This is a genomic window from Nocardia sp. KT25-26 (assembly GCF_056627695.1).
Genome location: NZ_CM152813.1, coordinates 1,140,835 through 1,159,904, shown reverse-complemented (window position 1 = coordinate 1,159,904; position 19,070 = coordinate 1,140,835). Strand labels below are relative to the sequence as shown.

General features: G+C 68.8%; 18 protein-coding genes, 1 tRNA gene, 1 pseudogene and 1 riboswitch. Of the genes and pseudogenes, 6 read left to right on the top strand and 14 right to left on the bottom strand.

What is annotated here, in order from left to right; genetic code table 11:
• Nucleotides 1-73: 73 nt before the first annotated feature.
• The 3 genes from AC1HFH_RS05195 to AC1HFH_RS05185 all read right to left on the bottom strand — a co-directional run bounded on the left by AC1HFH_RS05195 (nt 74) and on the right by AC1HFH_RS05185 (nt 3,239).
• The gene (locus tag AC1HFH_RS05195; protein WP_480247714.1) at nt 74-1,891 is read right to left on the bottom strand and encodes a putative bifunctional diguanylate cyclase/phosphodiesterase; all 1,818 of its coding nucleotides are present in this window, start codon (nt 1,889-1,891) and stop codon (nt 74-76) included.
• Between the two features lie 470 nt (nt 1,892-2,361).
• Nucleotides 2,362-2,799: an AraC family transcriptional regulator gene (locus AC1HFH_RS05190; RefSeq protein WP_480246292.1), complete on the bottom strand. Its 438-nt coding sequence runs from the start codon at nt 2,797-2,799 to the stop codon at nt 2,362-2,364.
• Complete coding sequence (locus AC1HFH_RS05185; RefSeq protein ID WP_480246291.1) at nt 2,796-3,239, bottom strand: GyrI-like domain-containing protein; 444 nt, start codon at nt 3,237-3,239, stop codon at nt 2,796-2,798. Before AC1HFH_RS05185 ends, AC1HFH_RS05190 begins: the two co-directional genes overlap by 4 nt.
• Nucleotides 3,240-3,429: 190 nt before the next feature.
• Between AC1HFH_RS05185 and AC1HFH_RS05180 the strand changes: the two genes are divergently transcribed.
• On the top strand, nt 3,430-4,146 hold the full coding sequence (locus AC1HFH_RS05180) for a uracil-DNA glycosylase (RefSeq protein ID WP_480246290.1): 717 nt from the start codon (nt 3,430-3,432) through the stop codon (nt 4,144-4,146).
• A gap of 49 nt (nt 4,147-4,195) precedes the next feature.
• Here AC1HFH_RS05180 and AC1HFH_RS05175 read toward each other — a convergent pair.
• Both AC1HFH_RS05175 and AC1HFH_RS05170 read right to left on the bottom strand, forming a co-directional pair.
• Nucleotides 4,196-4,267 (bottom strand): annotated as a pseudogene (locus AC1HFH_RS05175) (hypothetical protein); the annotation flags it as partial.
• Between the two features lie 11 nt (nt 4,268-4,278).
• Nucleotides 4,279-4,854 (bottom strand): TerD family protein, encoded by a 576-nt coding sequence (locus AC1HFH_RS05170; protein ID WP_480246289.1) that lies wholly within the window; start codon nt 4,852-4,854, stop codon nt 4,279-4,281.
• Between the two features lie 185 nt (nt 4,855-5,039).
• Here AC1HFH_RS05170 and putP point away from each other — a divergent pair, with 185 nt between their 5' ends.
• Nucleotides 5,040-6,554: a sodium/proline symporter PutP gene (gene putP / locus AC1HFH_RS05165; protein ID WP_480246288.1), complete on the top strand. Its 1,515-nt coding sequence runs from the start codon at nt 5,040-5,042 to the stop codon at nt 6,552-6,554.
• 3 nt (nt 6,555-6,557) lie between these two features.
• On the opposite strand, the gene AC1HFH_RS05160 is transcribed toward putP, so the two are convergent.
• A complete protein-coding gene (locus AC1HFH_RS05160; protein ID WP_480247713.1) occupies nt 6,558-8,285 on the bottom strand; it encodes an alkaline phosphatase D family protein in 1,728 nt (575 codons plus the stop codon).
• A 336-nt stretch (nt 8,286-8,621) separates the two neighbouring features.
• Here AC1HFH_RS05160 and AC1HFH_RS05155 point away from each other — a divergent pair, with 336 nt between their 5' ends.
• Nucleotides 8,622-9,122: a nitroreductase family protein gene (locus AC1HFH_RS05155; RefSeq protein ID WP_480246287.1), complete on the top strand. Its 501-nt coding sequence runs from the start codon at nt 8,622-8,624 to the stop codon at nt 9,120-9,122.
• Here AC1HFH_RS05155 and AC1HFH_RS05150 read toward each other — a convergent pair.
• Together AC1HFH_RS05150 and AC1HFH_RS05145 are read right to left on the bottom strand one after the other, a co-directional pair.
• Nucleotides 9,098-9,472: a DUF5313 family protein gene (locus AC1HFH_RS05150; RefSeq protein WP_480246286.1), complete on the bottom strand. Its 375-nt coding sequence runs from the start codon at nt 9,470-9,472 to the stop codon at nt 9,098-9,100. The genes AC1HFH_RS05155 and AC1HFH_RS05150 overlap by 25 nt on opposite strands.
• Nucleotides 9,469-9,942 (bottom strand): MarR family winged helix-turn-helix transcriptional regulator, encoded by a 474-nt coding sequence (locus tag AC1HFH_RS05145; RefSeq protein WP_480246285.1) that lies wholly within the window; start codon nt 9,940-9,942, stop codon nt 9,469-9,471. The genes AC1HFH_RS05150 and AC1HFH_RS05145 overlap by 4 nt, the downstream gene beginning before the upstream one ends.
• 104 nt (nt 9,943-10,046) lie before the next feature.
• Nucleotides 10,047-10,166: riboswitch (SAM riboswitch) on the top strand.
• Nucleotides 10,167-10,204: 38 nt separating this feature from the next.
• Here AC1HFH_RS05145 and AC1HFH_RS05140 point away from each other — a divergent pair.
• Complete coding sequence (locus AC1HFH_RS05140; RefSeq protein WP_480246284.1) at nt 10,205-10,636, top strand: hypothetical protein; 432 nt, start codon at nt 10,205-10,207, stop codon at nt 10,634-10,636.
• A gap of 578 nt (nt 10,637-11,214) precedes the next feature.
• Here the strand turns inward: AC1HFH_RS05140 and AC1HFH_RS05135 are convergent.
• Nucleotides 11,215-11,550, bottom strand: coding sequence for a YnfA family protein (locus AC1HFH_RS05135; RefSeq protein ID WP_480246283.1), 336 nt, complete (start codon nt 11,548-11,550; stop codon nt 11,215-11,217).
• A 334-nt stretch (nt 11,551-11,884) separates the two neighbouring features.
• On the opposite strand from AC1HFH_RS05135, the gene AC1HFH_RS05130 reads away from it, so the two are divergent.
• The gene (locus AC1HFH_RS05130; RefSeq protein ID WP_480246282.1) at nt 11,885-12,808 is read left to right on the top strand and encodes a DUF5996 family protein; all 924 of its coding nucleotides are present in this window, start codon (nt 11,885-11,887) and stop codon (nt 12,806-12,808) included.
• A gap of 38 nt (nt 12,809-12,846) precedes the next feature.
• On the opposite strand, the gene AC1HFH_RS05125 is transcribed toward AC1HFH_RS05130, so the two are convergent.
• The gene (locus AC1HFH_RS05125; RefSeq protein WP_480246281.1) at nt 12,847-13,758 is read right to left on the bottom strand and encodes an oxygenase MpaB family protein; all 912 of its coding nucleotides are present in this window, start codon (nt 13,756-13,758) and stop codon (nt 12,847-12,849) included.
• 143 nt (nt 13,759-13,901) lie between these two features.
• The gene (locus AC1HFH_RS05120) at nt 13,902-14,912 is read right to left on the bottom strand and encodes an alpha/beta hydrolase (RefSeq protein ID WP_480246280.1); all 1,011 of its coding nucleotides are present in this window, start codon (nt 14,910-14,912) and stop codon (nt 13,902-13,904) included.
• A 935-nt stretch (nt 14,913-15,847) separates the two neighbouring features.
• On the opposite strand from AC1HFH_RS05120, the gene AC1HFH_RS05115 reads away from it, so the two are divergent.
• The gene (locus tag AC1HFH_RS05115; protein ID WP_480246279.1) at nt 15,848-16,654 is read left to right on the top strand and encodes an LLM class flavin-dependent oxidoreductase; all 807 of its coding nucleotides are present in this window, start codon (nt 15,848-15,850) and stop codon (nt 16,652-16,654) included.
• Nucleotides 16,655-17,000: 346 nt separating this feature from the next.
• Here AC1HFH_RS05115 and AC1HFH_RS05110 read toward each other — a convergent pair.
• The 3 genes from AC1HFH_RS05110 to AC1HFH_RS05100 all read right to left on the bottom strand — a co-directional run bounded on the left by AC1HFH_RS05110 (nt 17,001) and on the right by AC1HFH_RS05100 (nt 19,063).
• Nucleotides 17,001-17,073 (bottom strand) — tRNA-Ala (locus AC1HFH_RS05110).
• 86 nt (nt 17,074-17,159) lie between these two features.
• Nucleotides 17,160-18,242: a divisome protein SepX/GlpR gene (sepX, locus tag AC1HFH_RS05105; protein ID WP_480246278.1), complete on the bottom strand. Its 1,083-nt coding sequence runs from the start codon at nt 18,240-18,242 to the stop codon at nt 17,160-17,162.
• 170 nt (nt 18,243-18,412) lie between these two features.
• A complete protein-coding gene (locus AC1HFH_RS05100) occupies nt 18,413-19,063 on the bottom strand; it encodes a GNAT family N-acetyltransferase (RefSeq protein WP_480246277.1) in 651 nt (216 codons plus the stop codon).
• Nucleotides 19,064-19,070: the final 7 nt, after the last annotated feature.

The following is a 19,070-nucleotide window of genomic DNA, read 5'->3' as shown; positions in this document are numbered from 1 at the left end:
GGGTGCCCGCCGGAACCGGGCCGCCGAACGCCTGGTGAACAGCGGCCGAACAACTACGCCGAGCTCCCCCGGTTCAGCCGGAGGCGGCACCCCGTCCGGCGTGCGGCAGATCCAGGTCGAGCGGAATCCGGCCGTCGGCCAGATGGGTTTCCACCAGTGCGCCCGGCATCGGTTTGGCGATCAGGAATCCCTGGGCCCGGTAGCACCCCAGCCCGACGAGCGTGCGGGCGGCGACCGGCGTCTCCACACCTTCACCGACCACACCCAGCCCGAACGATCCGGCCAGGCCGATGATGGACTTCACGATCGCCAGGTCGTCGGTACTGGCGCCGAGCCGCTGTACGAAACCGCGATCGATCTTCACCGCATCCACCGGCAGCGCCTTCAGATGGGACAGCGAGCTGTACCCGGTCCCGAAGTCGTCGATGGCGATCTGCACGCCCATCCGCTTGAGGCCGCGCAGGGTCACCTGGGTCCGGGCCAGGTCCTGCACCACCACATGCTCGGTGATTTCCAGGCAGATCGAACTGCCGTCGATACCGAACAGGCGCAGGATGTCCTCGATGCGTTCGACGAAGTCGACGCTCACCAGCTGCACCGGCGATACGTTGATCCGCATCACCACATTGGTGGCCAGGCCGCGACGGCGCCAATCGGCGAATTGGGCACATGCCGAACGGATCACCCACCGGCCCAGTTCGCCGGCGAGGTTGGTGGCCTCGGCCACCGAGACGAACGCCCCGGGCGGCAGCAGGCCCCGGGTCGGATGCTGCCAGCGCACCAGTGCCTCCAGCGCCACGATCCGGCCGGTCCGCAGATCCACTTCGGGCTGATAGTGCAGCAGCAGCGAGCCGTCGGATACCGCGCTGCGCAGATTCAGCTCGACATCGTCCTGGAGTTCGAACTGGTCACGCATCGCGTCGGTGAACAGCGCGACCCCGTTGCCGCCGCCGGATTTCGCGGACAACAGCGCATGGTCGGCGCGGCGCAGCACGTCCGCCACCGAGGTCTGCCCCGGGATCCCCAGTGCCACACCCACGCTCACGCCGCGACTGACCGATTCGCCGCCGACGCTGACCCGGCGGCCGATCAGCTGCTGGATCCGGGTGGCCTCCAGTTCGGCGGCGACCGAATCGAGCGGCCCGGCCGGGACGATCACGAATTCGTCGCCGCCCAGCCGGGCGATCATATCGTCCGGGCCGAGATTCTCCTGCAGTCGGATGGCCAGCGAACGGATGAAGTTGTCGCCGGCGTTGTGGCCGAGAAAATCGTTGAGCGCCTTGAGCCGATCCAGGTCGAGGAAGAAGGTCGCGACCGGTCCGGCGCTGCCCGGCTGCAACCGGGACTCCATGTGTTCGAGCAGCGCCCGGCGATTCGCCAGGCCGGTCAGATCGTCGTGCAGGGCGATGTAGCGCAGCTTCTCCTCGGCAACCACCCGGGCCTGCAGCTGAGCGAACAGCGCGGCGATCGCACGCAGCACATCGATCTCGCCGGGGAGCCACTCCCGGTCGGTCAACTGCACGAAACCCAGTACCCCGGTGGAGACCTGCCGGGAGACCAGCGGCACGCAGGCCATCGACACCTCGGTCAGGCCGGCGGCGCGGCAGATGCTGTCCTGGAAATCGTCGTCGTAGGAATCCCGGCCCACCACGACGGGCTCGACCGCGTTCTCCAGCAGCCGGAACACCCCGTCGGCGTTCTCGAATTCCACCACCCGCAACGGATCCGGATCGGGTACGTCGCTGCGGTGCGGCCATTCGGCGACCAGCACCGAGGTGCGGCGCTCCGGATCGGTATGGCGCAGATAGCAGAAGTCCACCCCGTAGTGCTCGACCAGCAGTGCGAGCACCCGTTCGGTCGCCGCCACCATGGTCGTGGCGTCGACACCCATCAGTTCACCGGCGACCTGGGTCACCAGCGAGTCGAGTGTCGGCCGCGGCACGTTGTCTCCGATCCTGCTCAGCTGTCGTTCCTGCCACCGGGCGCCGGTACCCGCGGCAGCACAGGTGCCGGGGCGGCGCTCGGTCGAAGAACCAGTGCCATGTTCTCATGCTCGGGAGGTTTCATCAGGCCGAGGAAGCGCCCCTGCAGCGTGGCCAGTGTATCGGCAGCCATCGTTTCCCTACTCGTGCTTCGCGCATCGGTGCGCCGTCCTCGGTGCCCCGGACCGCCCCACCCGGGGTGCCGGGCGGTGCCGGTCCGTCCAGGGCAGTATCCGTCATCCGGAACGAGTTCACCAGATATCCCGCAAATCTTCCGACACCGGATCACCCGCGGCATCGTATGCGCAGGCCACACCATCCGGCAATCGGACCACCGACAACCTCTCGACCAGCCGGTTTACCGATAGCAAACCATTAGCTAATGCACTCTGATCGAAATGAACAGTTCGACGGCGCTCGGACCGTGCCAGACCTCGATCTCCTCCCGGTAGGCCCGGGTGATCTCCGCCGACGCCGTCGCGTCGTCGACCTGCGCCCAGACATCCTCGGCCGGATCGTGGTAGTCGCCGTTGGGTGCGAACCGGGCGTACACGCCCTTGGGCACCCGCACCAGCAGGTCCCCGACCGGAACCAGCGCCGGCGCACCGAACTCCCGGCACACCAAGGCGTTGTAGCTACCGCCGGGATCCGGGACGTACACGGTGTACAGCGGTCCCGAACCGGCGGGCCGGTCCCGCACCCGGTCCTTGAGGAACTCGATCAGATCACTGTTGCTGACCTTGAAGCTGGGGTGCACCCGGGGCACCGCCAGGCCGCCGTAGACGGCCGCTTCGCGCACTGCAATCGTGTAGCTCATCGTGGATCGACCGCCAGATACATCTCGATCTTGTACGCATGCGGGTAGTACTCGAAATCGCCGGTGTACGTACGTTTGATCTGGTTGTGCTCCTCGGCATAACCGATCTGGGTCCACAGATCGGTCATCACCTGGGGGAAGTTACCCACCGAGGAGAAAAGGGCGTAGCTGCCGCGCGGCAGGCGCGCGACGAGATGCCCGCGGGTCACCTCGTCGAAGGACCGGCACCGGTAGCCGACGATCTGGGTGTTGTAGGTGCCCAGCTCCCCGGTGTAGTCGGTGTAAGCACTGGCCAGCGGCCCACCCAGATCGTGGTGCAGCACCGCCGCCCACGCGGCCTCGAGATCACGGTCGCGCAGCTCACCGAGCGCGCGTTTCGGACTACGCACCGGCAAGCCGGCGACCCAGGTCTCGTCCCGCTCGACGATTTCGAACTGCATTGAACGGCTCTTTCGAATGAATCCGCGGACTTGCTCGGCTGGGGAGCACGCGCCCGCGTCCGGTCGGTCGGAACCGCCATGCTATCAATAGCAAGCGGTGGCGGCCGGGCGCGCACCCTGGGCGTTTTCCGGGGGTGACACCCGTCCTGAACTGGTCGAATGTCCACAACTGCGTGTACCAGGGAGCCGCATGTCCGACCCCTATCCGAACCTGGCTTCGATGGACGCCGATCTCGTCGACTGCCGGGACTGCCCCCGGCTGGTGGCCTGGCGCGAACGGGTCGCCACCGAGAAGCGGGCCGCATTCCGTGACCAGACCTACTGGGGCCGGCCGGTTCCGGGATTCGGCCCGGCCGATGCCGCCCTGCTCATCGTCGGCCTGGCGCCGGCCGCACACGGCGCCAACCGCACCGGCCGAATGTTCACCGGGGACCGCAGCGGCGACTTCCTCTACGCCGGCCTGCACGCAGCCGGGCTCGCCAACCAGCCCACCGCGGTATCCGCCGACGACGGCCTGACCCTGTACGGCACCCGGATCACCGCCCCGGTGCACTGTGCACCACCGGACAATCGGCCCACCCCGGCCGAACGCGATACCTGCGCGCACTGGCTGACCACCGAACTCACCCTGCTCGCCCCGACCCTGCGCAGCGTCCTGGTGCTCGGCGGGTTCGGCTGGCAGGCGCTGCTACCACACCTCCCGGCGGCCGGCTGGCAGGTGCCGCGCCCGCGGCCGAAGTTCGGGCACGGCGCCGAGTACCTCCTGGAACCGGCCGCCGGACGACACCCGCTGCACCTGTTCGGCTGCTATCACGTGAGTCAGCAGAACACCTTCACCGGCCGCCTCACCCCCGGCATGCTGGCGGACGTGCTGCGCCGGGCCGGCACCGCCGCCGGGATCGGCTAGGCCGCCGCCCGCAGCCACATCGAATTCCGCAGCAGGCGACGGAGGCCGGCGGCGGTATCGTGGCCGGCACCACCGCACACGGTGAGGTCACGATCATGAACGTCATCGCCCGGAGCAGGACCGCACCACGGCTCAGACCAGGTACTGGCCGAGTTGCGGGACGGCCTCCACCGGATGCTGGGCGTTGATGGTCTCGGCCACCTCCTGCAGCTCCCAGCCGTGCGCACCGCGCACCAGCACCCCGAGCACCAGACCGTGCCCGGAATAGCGGCTGAGGTCGTAACGCAGCAGGTCGGTCCCGGTGCGCGCATCCACCAGGCGGCAGAACGGGTTCTCGATCTCGTCGAAGGTCTGCCCGGTGTAGCAGGTGACCAGCAGCACGATGCGGTCGACCGTGGCGGGGATCCGGGTGAAATCGATCGAGATGACCTCGTTGTCGCCCTTGCCGTCGCCGGTGACGCTGTCGCCCAGATGCCGCACCGACCCGTCCCGGGAGGTCAGCTGCTCGTGGTACACGGCATCGACCAGCTGCGGCCCGCCGAACAGCAGTGCGGTCGCATTCAGATCGATCTCACTGTGCCGGAACATCCTCCGCCGCGCCGGATCCCAGCCGAGCCCCATCATCAGGAAGTCGATCCGCTCCCCGTCGACGGTGTTCAGTGGCAGATAGTCCACCGGGTCCCCCTTCCACAGGACGACCGAGAGCATGCGCCACCGATCGTTGTTGTCGTCGTCGGCACTCCACTCTATGCGTCCGGATCCCGATCCACCCTCGGCAGGCGGGGATCCGGGCGTCACGCCCCGGCCGGCGATGATCACCGATCGGATTCGGTTCCGCGGTCCCGGCCGGTCCCGCGGGGGCCTTCGGTTACCCTCGGATCCTCCCCGATCCCGTGGAAGCGAGAACCGCGATGATCGATCTCGATGCGCTCACGCTGACCATCTTCGTCGTCTATCTGCTGGCGATGATCGCCGTCGGCGCCTGGGTGTACCGCCGCACCAGCACCCTGTCGGATTTCGCCCTGGGTGGCCGGCAGCTGAACGCGCCGACGGCGGCACTGTCGGCGCAGGCCAGCGACATGTCCGGATGGCTGCTGCTCGGACTGCCGGGCGCCGTGTACGCCGCGGGCATCGGCGCCGCCTGGATCGCTGTCGGGCTGGCCGTCGGCACCTATCTGAACTGGCTGTTCGTCGCGCCCCGGCTGCGCACCTACACCGAGCGGGCCCGCAATGCGGTCAGCCTGTCGGCCTATTTCGAGGAACGTTTCGAGGACCGGACCCGGCTGCTGCGCGTCATCTCGGCCGCGGTGATCCTGGTGTTCTTCACCGTCTACGTGGCCAGCGGGCTGGTCGCCGGCGGAGTGCTGTTCGAGCAGGTCTTCGGGGTGAACGCGAAACTGGCGATCACGGTCGCCGTGCTGGTGATCGTGGTGTACGCCTTCCTCGGCGGATTCCTCGCGGTCAGCTTCACCGACGTGGTGCAGGGCCTGCTGATGTTCGTCGCGCTGGTTGTGGTGCCGGTCGCCGGAATCCTCACCTTGGGCGGCTTCGGCGTACTGCGGGACACCTTGCGCGACGCATCACCGGCCCTGCTGGACGCGACGGAGGAAGCCCGATATGCAGACGGGGTCTGGAGCTCCGGTGCGCCGATCGGCATCGTCGGCATCGTGTCGCTGCTGGCCTGGGGGCTGGGGTATTTCGGTCAGCCGCACGTGCTGGCCCGGTTCATGGGTATCCGCAGCACCCGCGACATTCCGGTGGCCCGCCGGATCGGCACCTCCTGGGTGGTGGTGACCCTGGCGGCCGCGGTGGCCGTCGGCCTGGTCGGCATCGCCGTCCTGGACGATCCCCTCGACAATCCGGAAACGGTGTTCATCGCCCTGACCCAGCAGCTGCTCACCCCTTGGCTGGCCGGGCTGGTGCTGGCCGCGGTGCTGGCCGCGATCATGTCCACTGCCGACAGCCAGCTGCTGGTCTCCTCCACGGCATTGACCGAGGACTTCTACCACGCATTCCTGAACCGCACCGCCGGCGACCGGGTGCTGGTGTGGGTGGGCCGGGCTGCCGTCGTAGCGGTCGCCGTAGTGGCCTATGTGATGGCGCTCGGCGGCGGTGGGGTACTCGACATCGTCGCCTATGCCTGGGCCGGGTTCGGCGCCGCGTTCGGTCCGGTGATCATCCTGTCGCTGTACTGGCCACGGATGACCGGGGCCGGTGCACTGGCCGGCATCATCTCCGGCGCGGTGACCGTGGTCGCCTGGCGCGAAATCGATGTACTCGCCGATACCGGGCTGTACGAGATCGTTCCCGGCTTCGTGGTGGCCACTGTCGCTGCACTGCTGTTCGGCCGCTTCGCCGGGCGCCCGCCGGAACGCAGCTGGCAGCACCGGCACGCCGAATTGCACTGACCGCTATCCGGGCGGATCTCCGTGGCGCCGTCCGGACCGGTCCGCCAGATCGTCCACCTGCCCGGCCCGCTCATCGGCCGGGCGAGCCCGGCGGGCGGGCGCCTCCCGGACTCGCTGCACCCCGGGCACCCCGTGTTCCACCAGGTACGTCGCCCGGGTGGTGACCGGCGCACCCGGTCGGCGCACATAGGGCACGACACGAAAATCGTTGTGCACGAATTCCTCCGTGACCGCCACCCGCAGGTAGCCGCGCTGCGTATCGACGAATTTCAGATCCGGATCCGCGGCGCGCAGCCGTTCGCTCCGGCCGGGATCGTCCGACCCGTCGCCACCGCTGGTGATCGAGGTGCCGGTGAATTCACCGGCCACCACCGGCGAATCGGGATCGGCGTGTTCCTGGCGCAGATCGGCGGCATAGTTCTCGTGCCGGTCACCGGCGAAGACCACCAGTCCACCGGCGCCGGCCGCGGCGGCGGCACCCAGCACCGCGTCCCGGTCGGCGAGGTAGCCATCCCAGGCATCCATGGAATGCACGGCGCCCGGGCCCGGGTCGTGGTCGGTTTCGGCCATCACCACCTGGTTCCCGAGCAGCTGCCAGCGGGCCGGTGCGGTACGCAACCCGTCGATCAGCCAATTCCGCTGTTCGGCACCGAGAATCGTGCGGTACGGGTCGGCTCGCTCCGAACAGTCCGGGTGCAAACCACCCCCGCAGGCCTGCGGCGTCCGGTACTGCCGGGTGTCCAGCAGGGTGATCTCGGCCAGGTCGCCGAATCCGATCCGGCGATACAGTCGCGCATGCGGACCGTCCGGCAACTGCGCCAGGCGCAGCGGCTGGTGCTCGTACATCGCCTGGAAGCCGGCCGACCGGCGGCGGCGGAACACGCCCGGCAAGTGGTCGGCGTCGAACCGTGCCGCCGAACTGTCGCCCGCCCAGTTGTCGTCGACTTCGTGATCGTCGGGCACGGTCAGCCACGGAAAGGCGGCGTGCGCGGCGCGTAGTGGCGCTTCCTGTTTCACCAAGGCATACCGCAGCCGGTACCCGGCCAGGTCACGGGCTTCGTGCTGCAGATAGGACGGCACCGCCACACCCCGCCCGTACCCGCGGACGGCGTTCTCGTAGATGTAGTCGCCCAGGTGCAGTACCAGGTCCAGGTCCTCACGGGCCAGGTGGTCGTAGGCGGTGAAGAACCCGTCGTTCCAGGACTGGCAGGACGCGACCGCGAAACGCAGCCGGGCGGGCCGGCTGCCGGGCGGCGGCGCGGTCCGGGTACGCCCGACCGGCGAGACGGCTGCGCCCGCCCGGAAGCGGTAGTAGTACCACCGATCCGGCTCCAGGCCGTGCACCTCCGGATGCACCGTATGCCCGAGTTCCCGGGTGGCGACGGCGGACCCGCGCGCCACCGGCCGGGTGAACGCGGCATCGTGGGCCACCTCGTAGTCGACCGTCACCGGCCGCATCCCCATCCCGCCGAAACCGTCGGGTGCCAACGGGTCCGGCGCCAGCCTGGTCCACAGCACCACACCGTCGGGCGTGGGGTCGCCCGATGCGATGCCGAGCGAGAACGGATCACCCCAGCGCCGCGGTGCCGGAAACCTGGCACTCCCGGCGGCACCCGTACCGGCCAGCGCCGCCAGCGCACCGGCGGCGCCCGACCGGATCAACTGCCGCCGCGACAGGGCCACCCGGACATGGTCGCGAGCCGAGGAGACCTGCCCGCGTCGGCGCGGCATCGCACCGATGAACATCGCCCTACCACCGGATCGCGGATTCGAACGGTTGACCCAGCAGTCGGCCACCCAGCATCTCGACCGCCTCGGGCAGGCGGCTTGGTGTTGGTGGTCCGGCGCGGCCGGGAGCGACTACATCATCTCGGCGCCGATCCACGGTATCGAGCAACGGTGGATCGCGAACGCCGACAAACCTCGACTACCGGCGCTCGACCGGGCATATACACGGCACCGGACCGGTTGGAACGGACCGTGACATCGGAACAGTCGCCGGGAGCGAGACTCCACCCGCTCCTGGCCCAGCGCTTCAGCCCCCATCGATTCGACCGCGAACATCGAATGACCGGCGACACCCTCGAGCTGCTGTTGGAGGCCGCCCGGTGGGCACCGTCGGCCGGCAACTCGCAGCCGTGGGCCTTCTTCCCCGCCCGGCGCGGCGACCCCGGGCACGAACTGTTGCAACAGCACCTGGCGCCCAGCTCGGCTCGGTGGGCCCCCGACGCCGGAGCGCTGATCGTCACGATGACCCGGCACTACGTGGACGATCCGGCCATGGCCTATTCGGAATTCGCCGAGTACGACCTGGGGCAGGCGGTTGCCCACCTGACCGTGCAGGCACAGGCGCTCGGACTGGCCTGCCACCAGTTCCGGGCTTTCGACGCCGAGGCACTCACCACAGCGCTGCGCCCGGACCCAGGATGGACCGTGATGTCGATGATCGCCGTGGGTGCGGCGGCCGAGTCTGCGCCCGCGCAGCGGGACCGGCGGAGCATCGCAGACCTGCGCTCCGCGCCGTGGCAGCAGGCGCCGCCGCCCTACCTCGCGTACCGCGCTTCGTAGGCGGCCCGCTCGGCGGCGCGGCGGGCCTGCCGGGCCGGGTTCTGCAGATCGGGCGGGAGGCCGTGTTTCGCCAGCCGGTGGGCCCGGTTCATCGGCATGTAGGCGACGATGTAGAACGCCGCGAGCAGGACGGCCAGCAGGATCATCGCACCGCGCAGCCACAATGGGCCGGGGAACAGCAGGAAGACGACGAAGATCGGCAGCAGCGGGACCATACCGCGGGCCAGATGCCGGGGCACCGCGTACTTTCCGGTCAGATCGTTGCGCACCCAGTCCCGCATGGAATCGGGTAGCCGGCGGCCGAAGGCATAGCCGATCCAGCGGATCGGGCCGGGACGATGCCCGGTCATGCGCCGGCTCCTTCCGGATGCGGCAGCCCGGCACGCCGCGCGGCCGCATTTATCCGGGTCAGAACCGCATGAAGTTCCTCGAGGTCGGACAATCCGACACCGAGTCGCTCCACCACGGCCGGCGGAATCCGCTCGGCGTCCGCGCGCAGTGCCCGCCCCGCCGGGGTCAAGTCCACGACGAGGCTGCGTTCGTTGTCCGGGTCGCGGTGGCGCGTGAGGTACCCGATCGCTTCCAGCCGCTTCAGCAACGGGGACAGCGTCGGCGAATCGAGTTGCACCAGTTCGCCGATCTCCTTGACCGACAGCGGGGCCTCACCCCACAGCGCCAGCATCACCAGATACTGCGGGTGGGTGAGGCCCATCGGTTCCAGCAGCGGCCGGTACACGCTCAGCACCGACCGGTTCGCCAGCGCCAGCGCGAAACACACCTGCCGGTCCAGCCGCAGCGGATCGTCCTCATCGGCAGCCATCGCCACTCCTCTCGCCGAATACTTGCCACCATAACAGTTCGTGCACTAACTATTATCGCACTTATCGGTTTCGGGCCGCAGCCGTCGGCTATCCTGGATCGCGAGGTCAAGAGTTCCACCCGCCAAGCCTCTGGTCCGGGGTGGACGGCAACCGCGTCGCCCGACACGGTGCCCACCAGAGAAGACCCGGGCTGCAGCCGACCGGCTGTGGTCAAGCCGGGCAAGCTCGATCGCGAGCTTCGCCATGAGTGCGAGGTGCACCATGACCGAGATCTTCGAAACCTGCGCGGGCACGCCCTGCACGTCCCACCGGCCGGGCCACCGAGTCCACCCCGGCCACGCCGCGCAGGTCGGCGGCACACCGTGGGGCTGGCGCGATGCGACCGTCACCGCAACGCACGCCGGGCGCATCACCCTGAGCTATCGCCACGAATCCGGAACCCCACACGTCCGCCACCACGACCCGGCCCTGGCCGCGACCCTGCGCCCGGGCACCCGCGTCCGCCTGCACGAGGACCTGCATGTCCTCGGCACCCCGGACGGCTGGTTCAACGTCGTCGTCACCGACGGTATCGGCCCGGTCCCGGCCCCCGACCGACCACAGGCATGGTCGGGCACCTGCACCGGTGGCGTCGTCGATGCCGCCACCGGTATCGCATCACCCCTGGACTTCCGGGCGGCCGGGCTGGCGTGACACCCCTGTCGGCGCCGGACCGCCCTGCTCGATCAGCTCGGCGAGCCGGGCCGACAGGGACGGTTCCTGCGCCTTGCAGGCAACCCGCGGGAGAGCCGGGTAGTGAATGTCGCGGCACCCACCGCCCGGCGGGCCATGCCCTACAACGGGCCGATCTCGGCTGCAAGGCCGCGCTCGAGTCCCTCAGCGTCGCCCTGCGCGGTGAGCTGGCCGGGTGGGGCATCCGGGTGGTGATCGTCGAGCCCACCGGCGCCGACACCGCGATCTTCGACCGGGCCGCCGCAGCCGCCGACTCGGCCCGCCGGCGGCCGACCCCGAGGTGGTCCGGCTCTACGACCCGATGATCACCGCCGTGCGGCGCGCCACCGGCAGTATGCCTCTCGCAGAGCCGGATTCGATCGCCGCTGTACTGGTGCAGGCGATCACCACCCGGCGACCGCGGACGGTCTATCCCGCGGGACGCGGTGCGCGGGCGCTGCCGATGATTGCGCACCTGCCCGACAGGATGTCCGATGCCCTGGTGGCCCGGGTTCTCGGCATCCACCGGAAAGTGCCGCCACCGGGCGCAGCACCGCAACTCAGGCCGGACGCGGGGCGTACATGATGACCGCTACGCCGATCAGGCAGATGAGTGCCCCCGACACGTCCCACCGGTCCGGGCGGAAGCCGTCAGCCGCCATGCCCCACAGCAGAGATCCGGCAACGAACACGCCACCGTATGCGGCCAGGATCCGGCCGAAGTGGGCATCCGGCTGCAGGGTCGCGACGAAACCGTAGAGACCGAGCGCGATCACCCCGGCACCGATCCAGACCCAGCCGCGACTCTCCCGGACCCCTTGCCAGACCAGCCAGGCACCACCGATCTCGGCGAGCGCGGCCAGGGCGAACAACAGAATCGAGCGCAGGACGGTCACGCCGGGATCCTAGGCACCATCCACCGGCCGACGGCAACGAGCTCCGCGCACCAACGGTTCGATCACCGATGGCCCTACCGGCTGCGATCCGGCTACCCTGGAGCGCAGCATCACCGGTGCCGTATTCGCCCGCCACGGCATCCGTCGACAGGTAACGGACCGCGCCCGACAGGTCCCACAAACCGGTTTCACCACTGCATCGACCGCGAGACGACCGACGGGACCCCATCGGCCGCCCGGCCCGAATATCGACGCTCCGCTGCACGCCGGACGAGCCGAACCGAATCGATCATCCCGTCGCGTTTCCGGCCGATCCGGCCGAAGGGAGAAACACATGCAAGCGGTACCGCACGGCGAGCGCTGGCCGGCGCTGCGCGTGGACGACTGGACCGGCACCCGGGACACGCTGCACATGTGGACGCAGATCGTCGGCAAGATCCGCTTGGCGCAGGCGCCGATGATCAATCACTGGTGGCAGGTTCCGCTGTACGTCTCGGCTCGTGGGCTGACCACCTCGGCCATGCCGTACCGCGGTGAGGTGTTCGATATCGAATTCGACTTCCTCGATCAGCAGCTGAACATCCGGGTGAGCACCGGGAAGCAGCAGCATGTCGCGTTGGCGCCGAAGACGGTGGCGACGTTCTACGACGAGGTCATGAATGCCCTGCACGCCCTGGACATCGATGTCCGGATCTTCCCCCGGCCGGTCGAGGTCGAGCATGCCGTACCGTTCGCGCAGGACACCGAACACGCCGAGTACCGCGGTGAGCAGGCGTACACCTTCTGGCGTCAGCTGGTCGCCGCCGAGCAGGCGCTGAGCCGCTTCCGCAGCCGTTTCATCGGCAAGTGCAGCCCGGTGCACTTCTTCTGGGGTGCCATGGACCTGGCCTGCACCCGATTCTCCGGGCGCACCGCGCCACGCCATCCCGGCGGCGCCCCGAATTGCCCCGACCGCGTCATGGTCGAGGGCTATTCGCATGAACTGGCCAGTGCCGGCTTCTGGCCCGGCGGCTCGGCCGAAGGCAGCTTCTACGCCTACACCTACCCCGAACCCGCCGGATACCGGGACACCCCGGTCCGCCCCGCCGCAGCCCACTACGCCTCCGCAATCGGCGAGTTCCTGCTCCCCTACGAAGCCGTCCGCACCGCCACCGACCCCGAGGCCACCGTCTCGGACTTCTTCCAGTCCACCTACGAAGCCGCCGCCGAAGCCGCCCACTGGGACCGCGCCCACCTGGAAGCGAGCCCGGCCAACTGACGGGCCGGGGCGTACCGCACCGATACTGCGGTGCCGGATCAGATCGGCCGGTTGCGGATCACCCAGCGCATTCGGGCGCGATCGCGGTCGAGTTTGCGAGCCTCGTAGGCGATCGGGAAGTACCGCAGGCGTTCGGGGAGCAGGGGTACCAGGCGGGCGATGAACCAGCCGAGGATTCGGAGTTTGCGCTCGTCGGCAGCGCTCCAGCTCAGGCCCAGTTTGCGGCGGGCCGGCTCGGGGGTGGTGCCGACCGTGACGAAGTACTGCATCCGGCCGATCGGGTCCATCAGCAGTTTCCAGGCCGGCCGGAGCAGGCGGGGCACGGCCCGGGGTGGCGCAACGGAACGAATCGTGCGCAGGTAGTCCCGCGCGGTGCCGGTGGCCTGGAGATGGTTCTCGACCACCCGGTCGAAGAACTTCTCGAACTCGGCGTAATCTGCCGGGATCTCCTTCGGCGGGACCGAGAAGTTGCGCATCAGCTGCAGCGTTTCCTCGTAGTACTCCTGCTTCTCGGTCTCGCTGAGCGGCCTGCGGCTGAAGTACTTGGCGTTCTTGGTGAAGGCGAAGGTCCCGGTGTGCAGGACCCACGCCCACGGGAAGGACGCCAGCGCCTTGTGTTTGAACCCGCTGTCATCGGTGGTGTTGAGCGTCGCGTGCATCGTGCGCAGCCGGTCGGCCTCGGCCACCCCTTCTTCGCCGCCGTAGACCCACATCATCACCGAGGAGAGGCTGCGCACCGCGCGGCCCATCGGGTCGGTCCGGAACGTCGAGTGCTCGTCGACCACCGCCGAGATGGTCGGTTCCATCGTCTGCAGCAGGAAAGCCGACCCGGCGGTCAGCGAGAAGGTGACCAGCCCGGTCTCGTCCCACATGCGGGTCCCCGGTCCGAGAGGGTGACGTGGTGGCAGTTCGGGCCGGGTGCGGGTGTCGACAGCGGCGGACGCGGTCATCACGATCTCCCTTGATCGAGCACGGTAGTTGGATGAGAAGATTGTTACCTATTTCTCTCACCTTCTCAAGGGTGTCGGCGCTGCACCCTTTCCGACTCCGGGACCGCGCTGCCGAATCCGCCGCCGATCACGATCGAGGCCGTTCAGATGCCCATCCCCTCGGCAAGGATCGGCCACGAATCGTGCAGAGCCTCCTCCCAGTAGGCCCAGTAGTGGGTGCCGACCGGATGAAACTGGTACGTCGCCGGGATATCCAGGGAGTCCAGCTTCTCCTTCAGGTTGTGCGAGCAGAGGTTGGTCGCGGCCTCGATGCCGACGCCGAGGCCGAGATTCACGACCCCCACCGGCCCGTTCCCCTCGGTGTAGTACCGCACGTCCTCCGGCGTAGGGAGGCCGCTGCCGCTGGAGATGTAGAGGTTCGTACCGCGCAGCTTCTCGGCATTGCGGACCGGATCATTGGCCGCCCAGGCCGGATCGCCGTCCGGTCCGTACATATTCACGGTGTCGCCGCCCGACCAGGTCTCCACCGCGAACCGGACGAACTGCTTACCCATCGGGTCGGCGATCTGCGCACAACCGCTGTAGGCGGCAACGGATTCGAACAGACCCGGCTTCGCCTCCGCGAGCTGCAGCACCGAGGTCCCCGAGGTCGAGAGCCCGGCCAGCGAATTCCGGCCGGTCGAGCCGAGCGCCTCGTCCAGGAGCGGCGGCAGCTCTTCGGTGAGGAAGGTCTTCCACTTGTTCAACCCCAGGCGCGGATCCTCCCGATACCAATCCGTGTAGTAGCTACCGCGGCCACCGATCGGCAGGACGACATTGGCCTGCTTGTCGGCCAGGAAGGTCAGCACATCCGTAGCGGCCTGCCAGCTCGCGGTACCCTCGCCCGCGTCGAGACCGCTCAGCAGATACAGGTTCGGGGCCGGTACGGATTCGTCGGCCGGGCGCTGCACCTCGACGGTGACGTCCTTGTTCATCGCGGCCGAGTAGACCTGCAGATGCCAGGACCGCCCCTCCTTCTCGATCGACGAGATGGCCGGGGCCCGGTCCGGTTCGGCCGCCGCGACCCCGCCGAATACGGTGGTCGTCATAGCCGCAGCGAGGGCCGCGGCCGTAAAGCGCACAGCGGCCGCGGTGCGTAGTACAGAGAGCTTCATCGAGCAGTCGATCCAGTCCTCGGGCCTGTCGGCCCGTCATCGCAATCGTCGGCCCCGCACCGGCCGCACGCCGGGCGCAGGACCAGGGTGGTCATGTCCCCTATGCCGATGTCTCCATCGAAGATCAGTTCGTTACCGATCCGGACCGGGCTGCACAGCCGCAGCCGACTCGCCCGAATGATCAAGCCGCGGGGCGCTGGAGCACGGTGTCGACCCCGCCCGGCTCGGTGCGTCACGCGGCCTGCCGGTCACCACGATCCTCACGATGAGCGTCGCCGAGGTCGAACACTGCGCCGGCCTCGCCACCACCGCCACCGGCGGAACAGTGCCCCTGCCGGAAGCGCTGCGCATGGCCCAGCGATCCCGCCCTTATCTCGCGGTATTCGACTCACGCGGCCTCCCGCTGTTCCTCGGCCGCACCGACCTGAACAACCTGACCCTCGCCTGCGACCACTGCCACAGCCTGGTCGGTGCCACATCGACCGGTTGGCGAACCGTCCCCGCACCCGACACATGCACCCCCGGCCGAACCGCGTGTATCCCACCGGGCCCACATCGACCCGGAACAAAAACCACGGGTCAATCACCGCCACCACGCCGCAGAGTTACTCACCGAGACCATCACCGGAATCCGGGAACGCAGCGAAGCCGAGGCACACCAGCGGCTCCGGCGCGGTCAGGGCTGTAGGGAATCGACCTGACCGCGCCGAGGTCGGCTCCGCGACCACCTCGCCCCTGGCGGATGTCCGCAACACCGGGCTCCCGGGTTACGCCGGGCTGGCCTCCACCCGTCGACCAACGGTGCGGGCGGCGACTCACCACCACCGAGTGGCCACACTTCGGGACAGCGCACATTTCGGTACAACGCCACCGATGAGTTGGCTGGGCAGCCTCCGTCGATACCTGTGGATGCGCCGACCGACAGGAGTCCAGGTATGACCAGACCGTTCCGATTCGGAGTGGTTGCCCCGCTCCGCACCGACCCGCCGACGTGGCGTGACAACGTCCACCGCATCTCCGACAGCGGCTACTCGACGCTGCTGGTGCCGGACTTCCCGCTGATGCAGCCGGCGCCCGGCCCCATGCTCGCCACCGCCGCAGCCTTGTCCGATCTACGCGTGGGCACCTGGGTATACGCCTCACCGTTCCGCGCGGCCTGGCTCACGGCGTGGGAAGCACACTCACTGTCGCTGCTGACCGACGGCCGCTTCGAAATGGGCATCGGCACCGGCAGACCCGGGATCGAGGACGAACTCCGCGACAAGGGGGTACTCGCTGTTCCACCGCCGAACGAACGGCTGCACGAGGTACGCGAAACCATCCGTGTGCTGCGCGACTACGACGGCCCCGACCGGCACACGCCGGTGGCGATGGCCGTGTCCGGCCCGAAGGCCCGTGCATTGGCCGCCGAAGTCGCGGATACGGTCACCTTCGCGCTCGGTGACCAGCCACGCGCCGAGGTCGAGGTCTTGACCCGCGACTTCCGCACCCGTGCCGATATCGAACTCGCCCTCGCCATACCCGTCATCGGCGATACTGTCGCACCGTTCATGGCACCCCCCGACACCGACCCCGCCGCCCTCCGCGCCGCCGACGCACTGACCGTCCTCCCGGATGACCCATCGGCCGCTATCGAAGAGATCCAGCGCCGCCGGGAAGAGATCGGCTTCTCCTACTTCGTGTTCGGCGCCGCATTCGCCGAACGGTTCGCCCCGGTCGTCGCCGCCCTCGCCGGTCGGTGATCGATGGGGGAGCGGTACGCCCGGGCATGCCGCTCCCACAGACCGGAGTCGCCTACCAGTAGTGGCCCAGATAGACCGTGTGCCAATGGAATTCGACAACAGCCGAGGTGACCGCGTCGGAGGCGAGTAAGCGTTCGACCGACCTGGTTCGGCCACGGCCACCACCCAACTCCAGGGCAGGCGGACAGTGGCGGCGTCCAGCGGTGGGACACCGGGCAGGCGACCCAGGTCTGGGGGTCCGGGGACGAAGCCCGCCGGGTGCGTGGGGGCTTCGCCCCTCACAAAACACGACGAAACGAGCGAAGGCTCATGCCCTCCATGAGCATGAGCCTTCCAGCGAGTGAAGTGGAGCTAAGGGGAATCGAACCCCTGACCTTCTCGATGCGAACGAGACGCGCTACCAACTGCGCTATAGCCCCGGTGCGGCTCTGGCGAACCGCGCTGTGACACTGTATCAGGCGGGTCAGGATTTCTCCGAATCGGGTCTCTGACCTGGGCTTATGGATTACTCGCCGACGGCCTGACGCAGATCGGTGAAGCGGGTTCGGACGGCGCGGGCGGCGCCGGGGTCGAAGGCTTCCAGGTGTTCGAATATCGGGTCTTCGTCGTCGCTGTCCAGTAAGCGGGAGCGGCGGCGCAGCGCCCGGGCGGTTTCGCGGTCCATGCTGCGCCGCAGATCGGCGTCGCGGTCACCGGCACCGGCAGGTGCGTCGGATTCGGTGGTGCGGCGGCTGCGGGCCAGGCGGGCGGTGCGGCGGCGGCGGATCTCCTCCTCCATCCGGACCTGCTTGCGCAGGTAGGCCAGATAGGCCACCAGCACGACGGCGGACAGGCCGCAGGCCCACCAGAACATCGGCGACAGCACGAGGCCGAAGGCGCCGAACAGGACGGTCGCGATGATCAGGCCGAGCACGGCGCGCTGCCGGAAGGCGTAGCGGGCGGCCCGGGCAATGGCATCGGCCTCCGGGTCGTAGCCGCCGCGGCCCCGTCGGCTCGGTACGAATTCCGGCTCGGCATCGTCGGTTCCGTCGTCGTCGCCGACGATGTCGTCGAGCCGGGCCGGCGGTGCCGGGGGGATCCGGGCCGCGACGACGGGAGACGACTCCGCAGTCTCCGGATCGCGGTCCGGCACAGTGGGAACCGGCTCCGGATCGTCGGGGCCGGCGGCTGCCGAACGGGATTCGCCCGGGGTGCGGTCGTCGTCCGTAGCGTCGTCGCCGAGGTCTGTCCCGGCGTCGATGTCGTCCCGGTCGGTGGCGTCGTCGGGAAGCAGCTGCTCGTCGTCGGCGAGTTCGGGCCCGGTGGTGGTGTTTTCGTCGTCCGAGGTCGTCATGCGATCCTCCGAATCCTCACGGTGTGGACGCTTGCTCAGTACCCGGGGCCGATAGTCGGGGTCACTGTCGTGGCCGCCGGCGGGGCCGGTACGGATACGCCGTCCGACTCCGCCACGGTGCAGGACCCGCGTGTTCAGCGCCGCATCGGTGGTGCGCCGGATGCGGGGATGACGGTCGGCCAGGATCGGGAACAGGACGAGGACCCACAGCACAACCAGCGCGATCCACAGGATCGAACTCGGCATCGTGGTCATCACCTCCATCCCCTACTGGACCACCGCAGGACACACCACCGACGTCCGTAGGTTAATTCGGCATCGCGTGGGCGTCCGGCAGGCGCGCCGTGCACACCTGCCACATCAGTAACATGTTGACGTGTAATTCGTGAACTTTCGAGTCATTCGCTGCTAGTCGATAGCCCGCTTTACGGTCGCGTGGCACGCCCCTCGCGTACCAGCCGATCGACGACGGTGGTCACCACCTCCTCGACGGTGAGCCCGACGAGCTGGTGATCCCGCCACGCCCCGTCGACATCGAGATAGCGCCGCAACAGTCCCTCCTCCCGGAACCCGACATTACGCAATACCGCCTGACTTGCCAGATTCTCCGGCCGCACCGTGGCCTCGACCCGGTGCAGTCCCACCGGACCGAAGCAATGATCCAGCCCCAGCGCGAGGGCTGCCGTCGCCACACCCTGCCCGCTGAGGTCCTTGGCTACCCAGTACCCGATCCAGGCCGATCGAAGCGCGCCCCGCACGATGTTTCCCACGGTCAGCTGGCCGCTGAAGGCTCCGTCGACCTCGATCACCAGTGGGATCATCGCACCGCGGCGCGCTTCCGCCTTGAGGCTCGACCACAGGGACGGCCAGTTCGATGCATGGTTCCGCGCTTCCCAGGTGCCGCGCCCGGTCGGCTCCCAGGGCTCCAGATGATCTCGGTCACGTAGCCGGATCCGGCTCCATGCGGACGCATCCCGGAGCCGCACCGGGCGCAGGGTGACCGCCCCGCCGGACACGAGCACCGGCCCCAGCCGCGCCGGCCAACCCGGGTGCTGCGCCGCCCGGAAGACGTTCATCGACTCC

Bases quoted from the DNA above. Each gene is read 5' to 3' on its own strand.
- AC1HFH_RS05185 (WP_480246291.1), bottom strand. From the start codon at position 3,239: ATGCAGTTCGAAATCGTCGAGCGGGACGAGACCTGGGTCGCCGGCTTG.
- AC1HFH_RS05180 (WP_480246290.1), top strand. From the start codon at position 3,430: ATGTCCGACCCCTATCCGAACCTGGCTTCGATGGACGCCGATCTCGTC.
- AC1HFH_RS05155 (WP_480246287.1), top strand. From the start codon at position 8,622: ATGACCGGCGACACCCTCGAGCTGCTGTTGGAGGCCGCCCGGTGGGCA.
- AC1HFH_RS05195 (WP_480247714.1), bottom strand. From the start codon at position 1,891: ATGGGTGTCGACGCCACGACCATGGTGGCGGCGACCGAACGGGTGCTC.
- AC1HFH_RS05140 (WP_480246284.1), top strand. From the start codon at position 10,205: ATGACCGAGATCTTCGAAACCTGCGCGGGCACGCCCTGCACGTCCCAC.
- AC1HFH_RS05190 (WP_480246292.1), bottom strand. From the start codon at position 2,799: ATGAGCTACACGATTGCAGTGCGCGAAGCGGCCGTCTACGGCGGCCTG.
- AC1HFH_RS05160 (WP_480247713.1), bottom strand. From the start codon at position 8,285: ATGCCGCGCCGACGCGGGCAGGTCTCCTCGGCTCGCGACCATGTCCGG.
- AC1HFH_RS05115 (WP_480246279.1), top strand. From the start codon at position 15,848: ATGACCAGACCGTTCCGATTCGGAGTGGTTGCCCCGCTCCGCACCGAC.
- AC1HFH_RS05130 (WP_480246282.1), top strand. From the start codon at position 11,885: ATGCAAGCGGTACCGCACGGCGAGCGCTGGCCGGCGCTGCGCGTGGAC.
- sepX (WP_480246278.1), bottom strand. From the start codon at position 18,242: ATGACCACGATGCCGAGTTCGATCCTGTGGATCGCGCTGGTTGTGCTG.
- AC1HFH_RS05170 (WP_480246289.1), bottom strand. From the start codon at position 4,854: ATGCTCTCGGTCGTCCTGTGGAAGGGGGACCCGGTGGACTATCTGCCA.
- AC1HFH_RS05150 (WP_480246286.1), bottom strand. From the start codon at position 9,472: ATGACCGGGCATCGTCCCGGCCCGATCCGCTGGATCGGCTATGCCTTC.
- AC1HFH_RS05120 (WP_480246280.1), bottom strand. From the start codon at position 14,912: ATGAAGCTCTCTGTACTACGCACCGCGGCCGCTGTGCGCTTTACGGCC.
- AC1HFH_RS05125 (WP_480246281.1), bottom strand. From the start codon at position 13,758: ATGACCGCGTCCGCCGCTGTCGACACCCGCACCCGGCCCGAACTGCCA.
- AC1HFH_RS05100 (WP_480246277.1), bottom strand. From the start codon at position 19,063: ATGAACGTCTTCCGGGCGGCGCAGCACCCGGGTTGGCCGGCGCGGCTG.
- AC1HFH_RS05145 (WP_480246285.1), bottom strand. From the start codon at position 9,942: ATGGCTGCCGATGAGGACGATCCGCTGCGGCTGGACCGGCAGGTGTGT.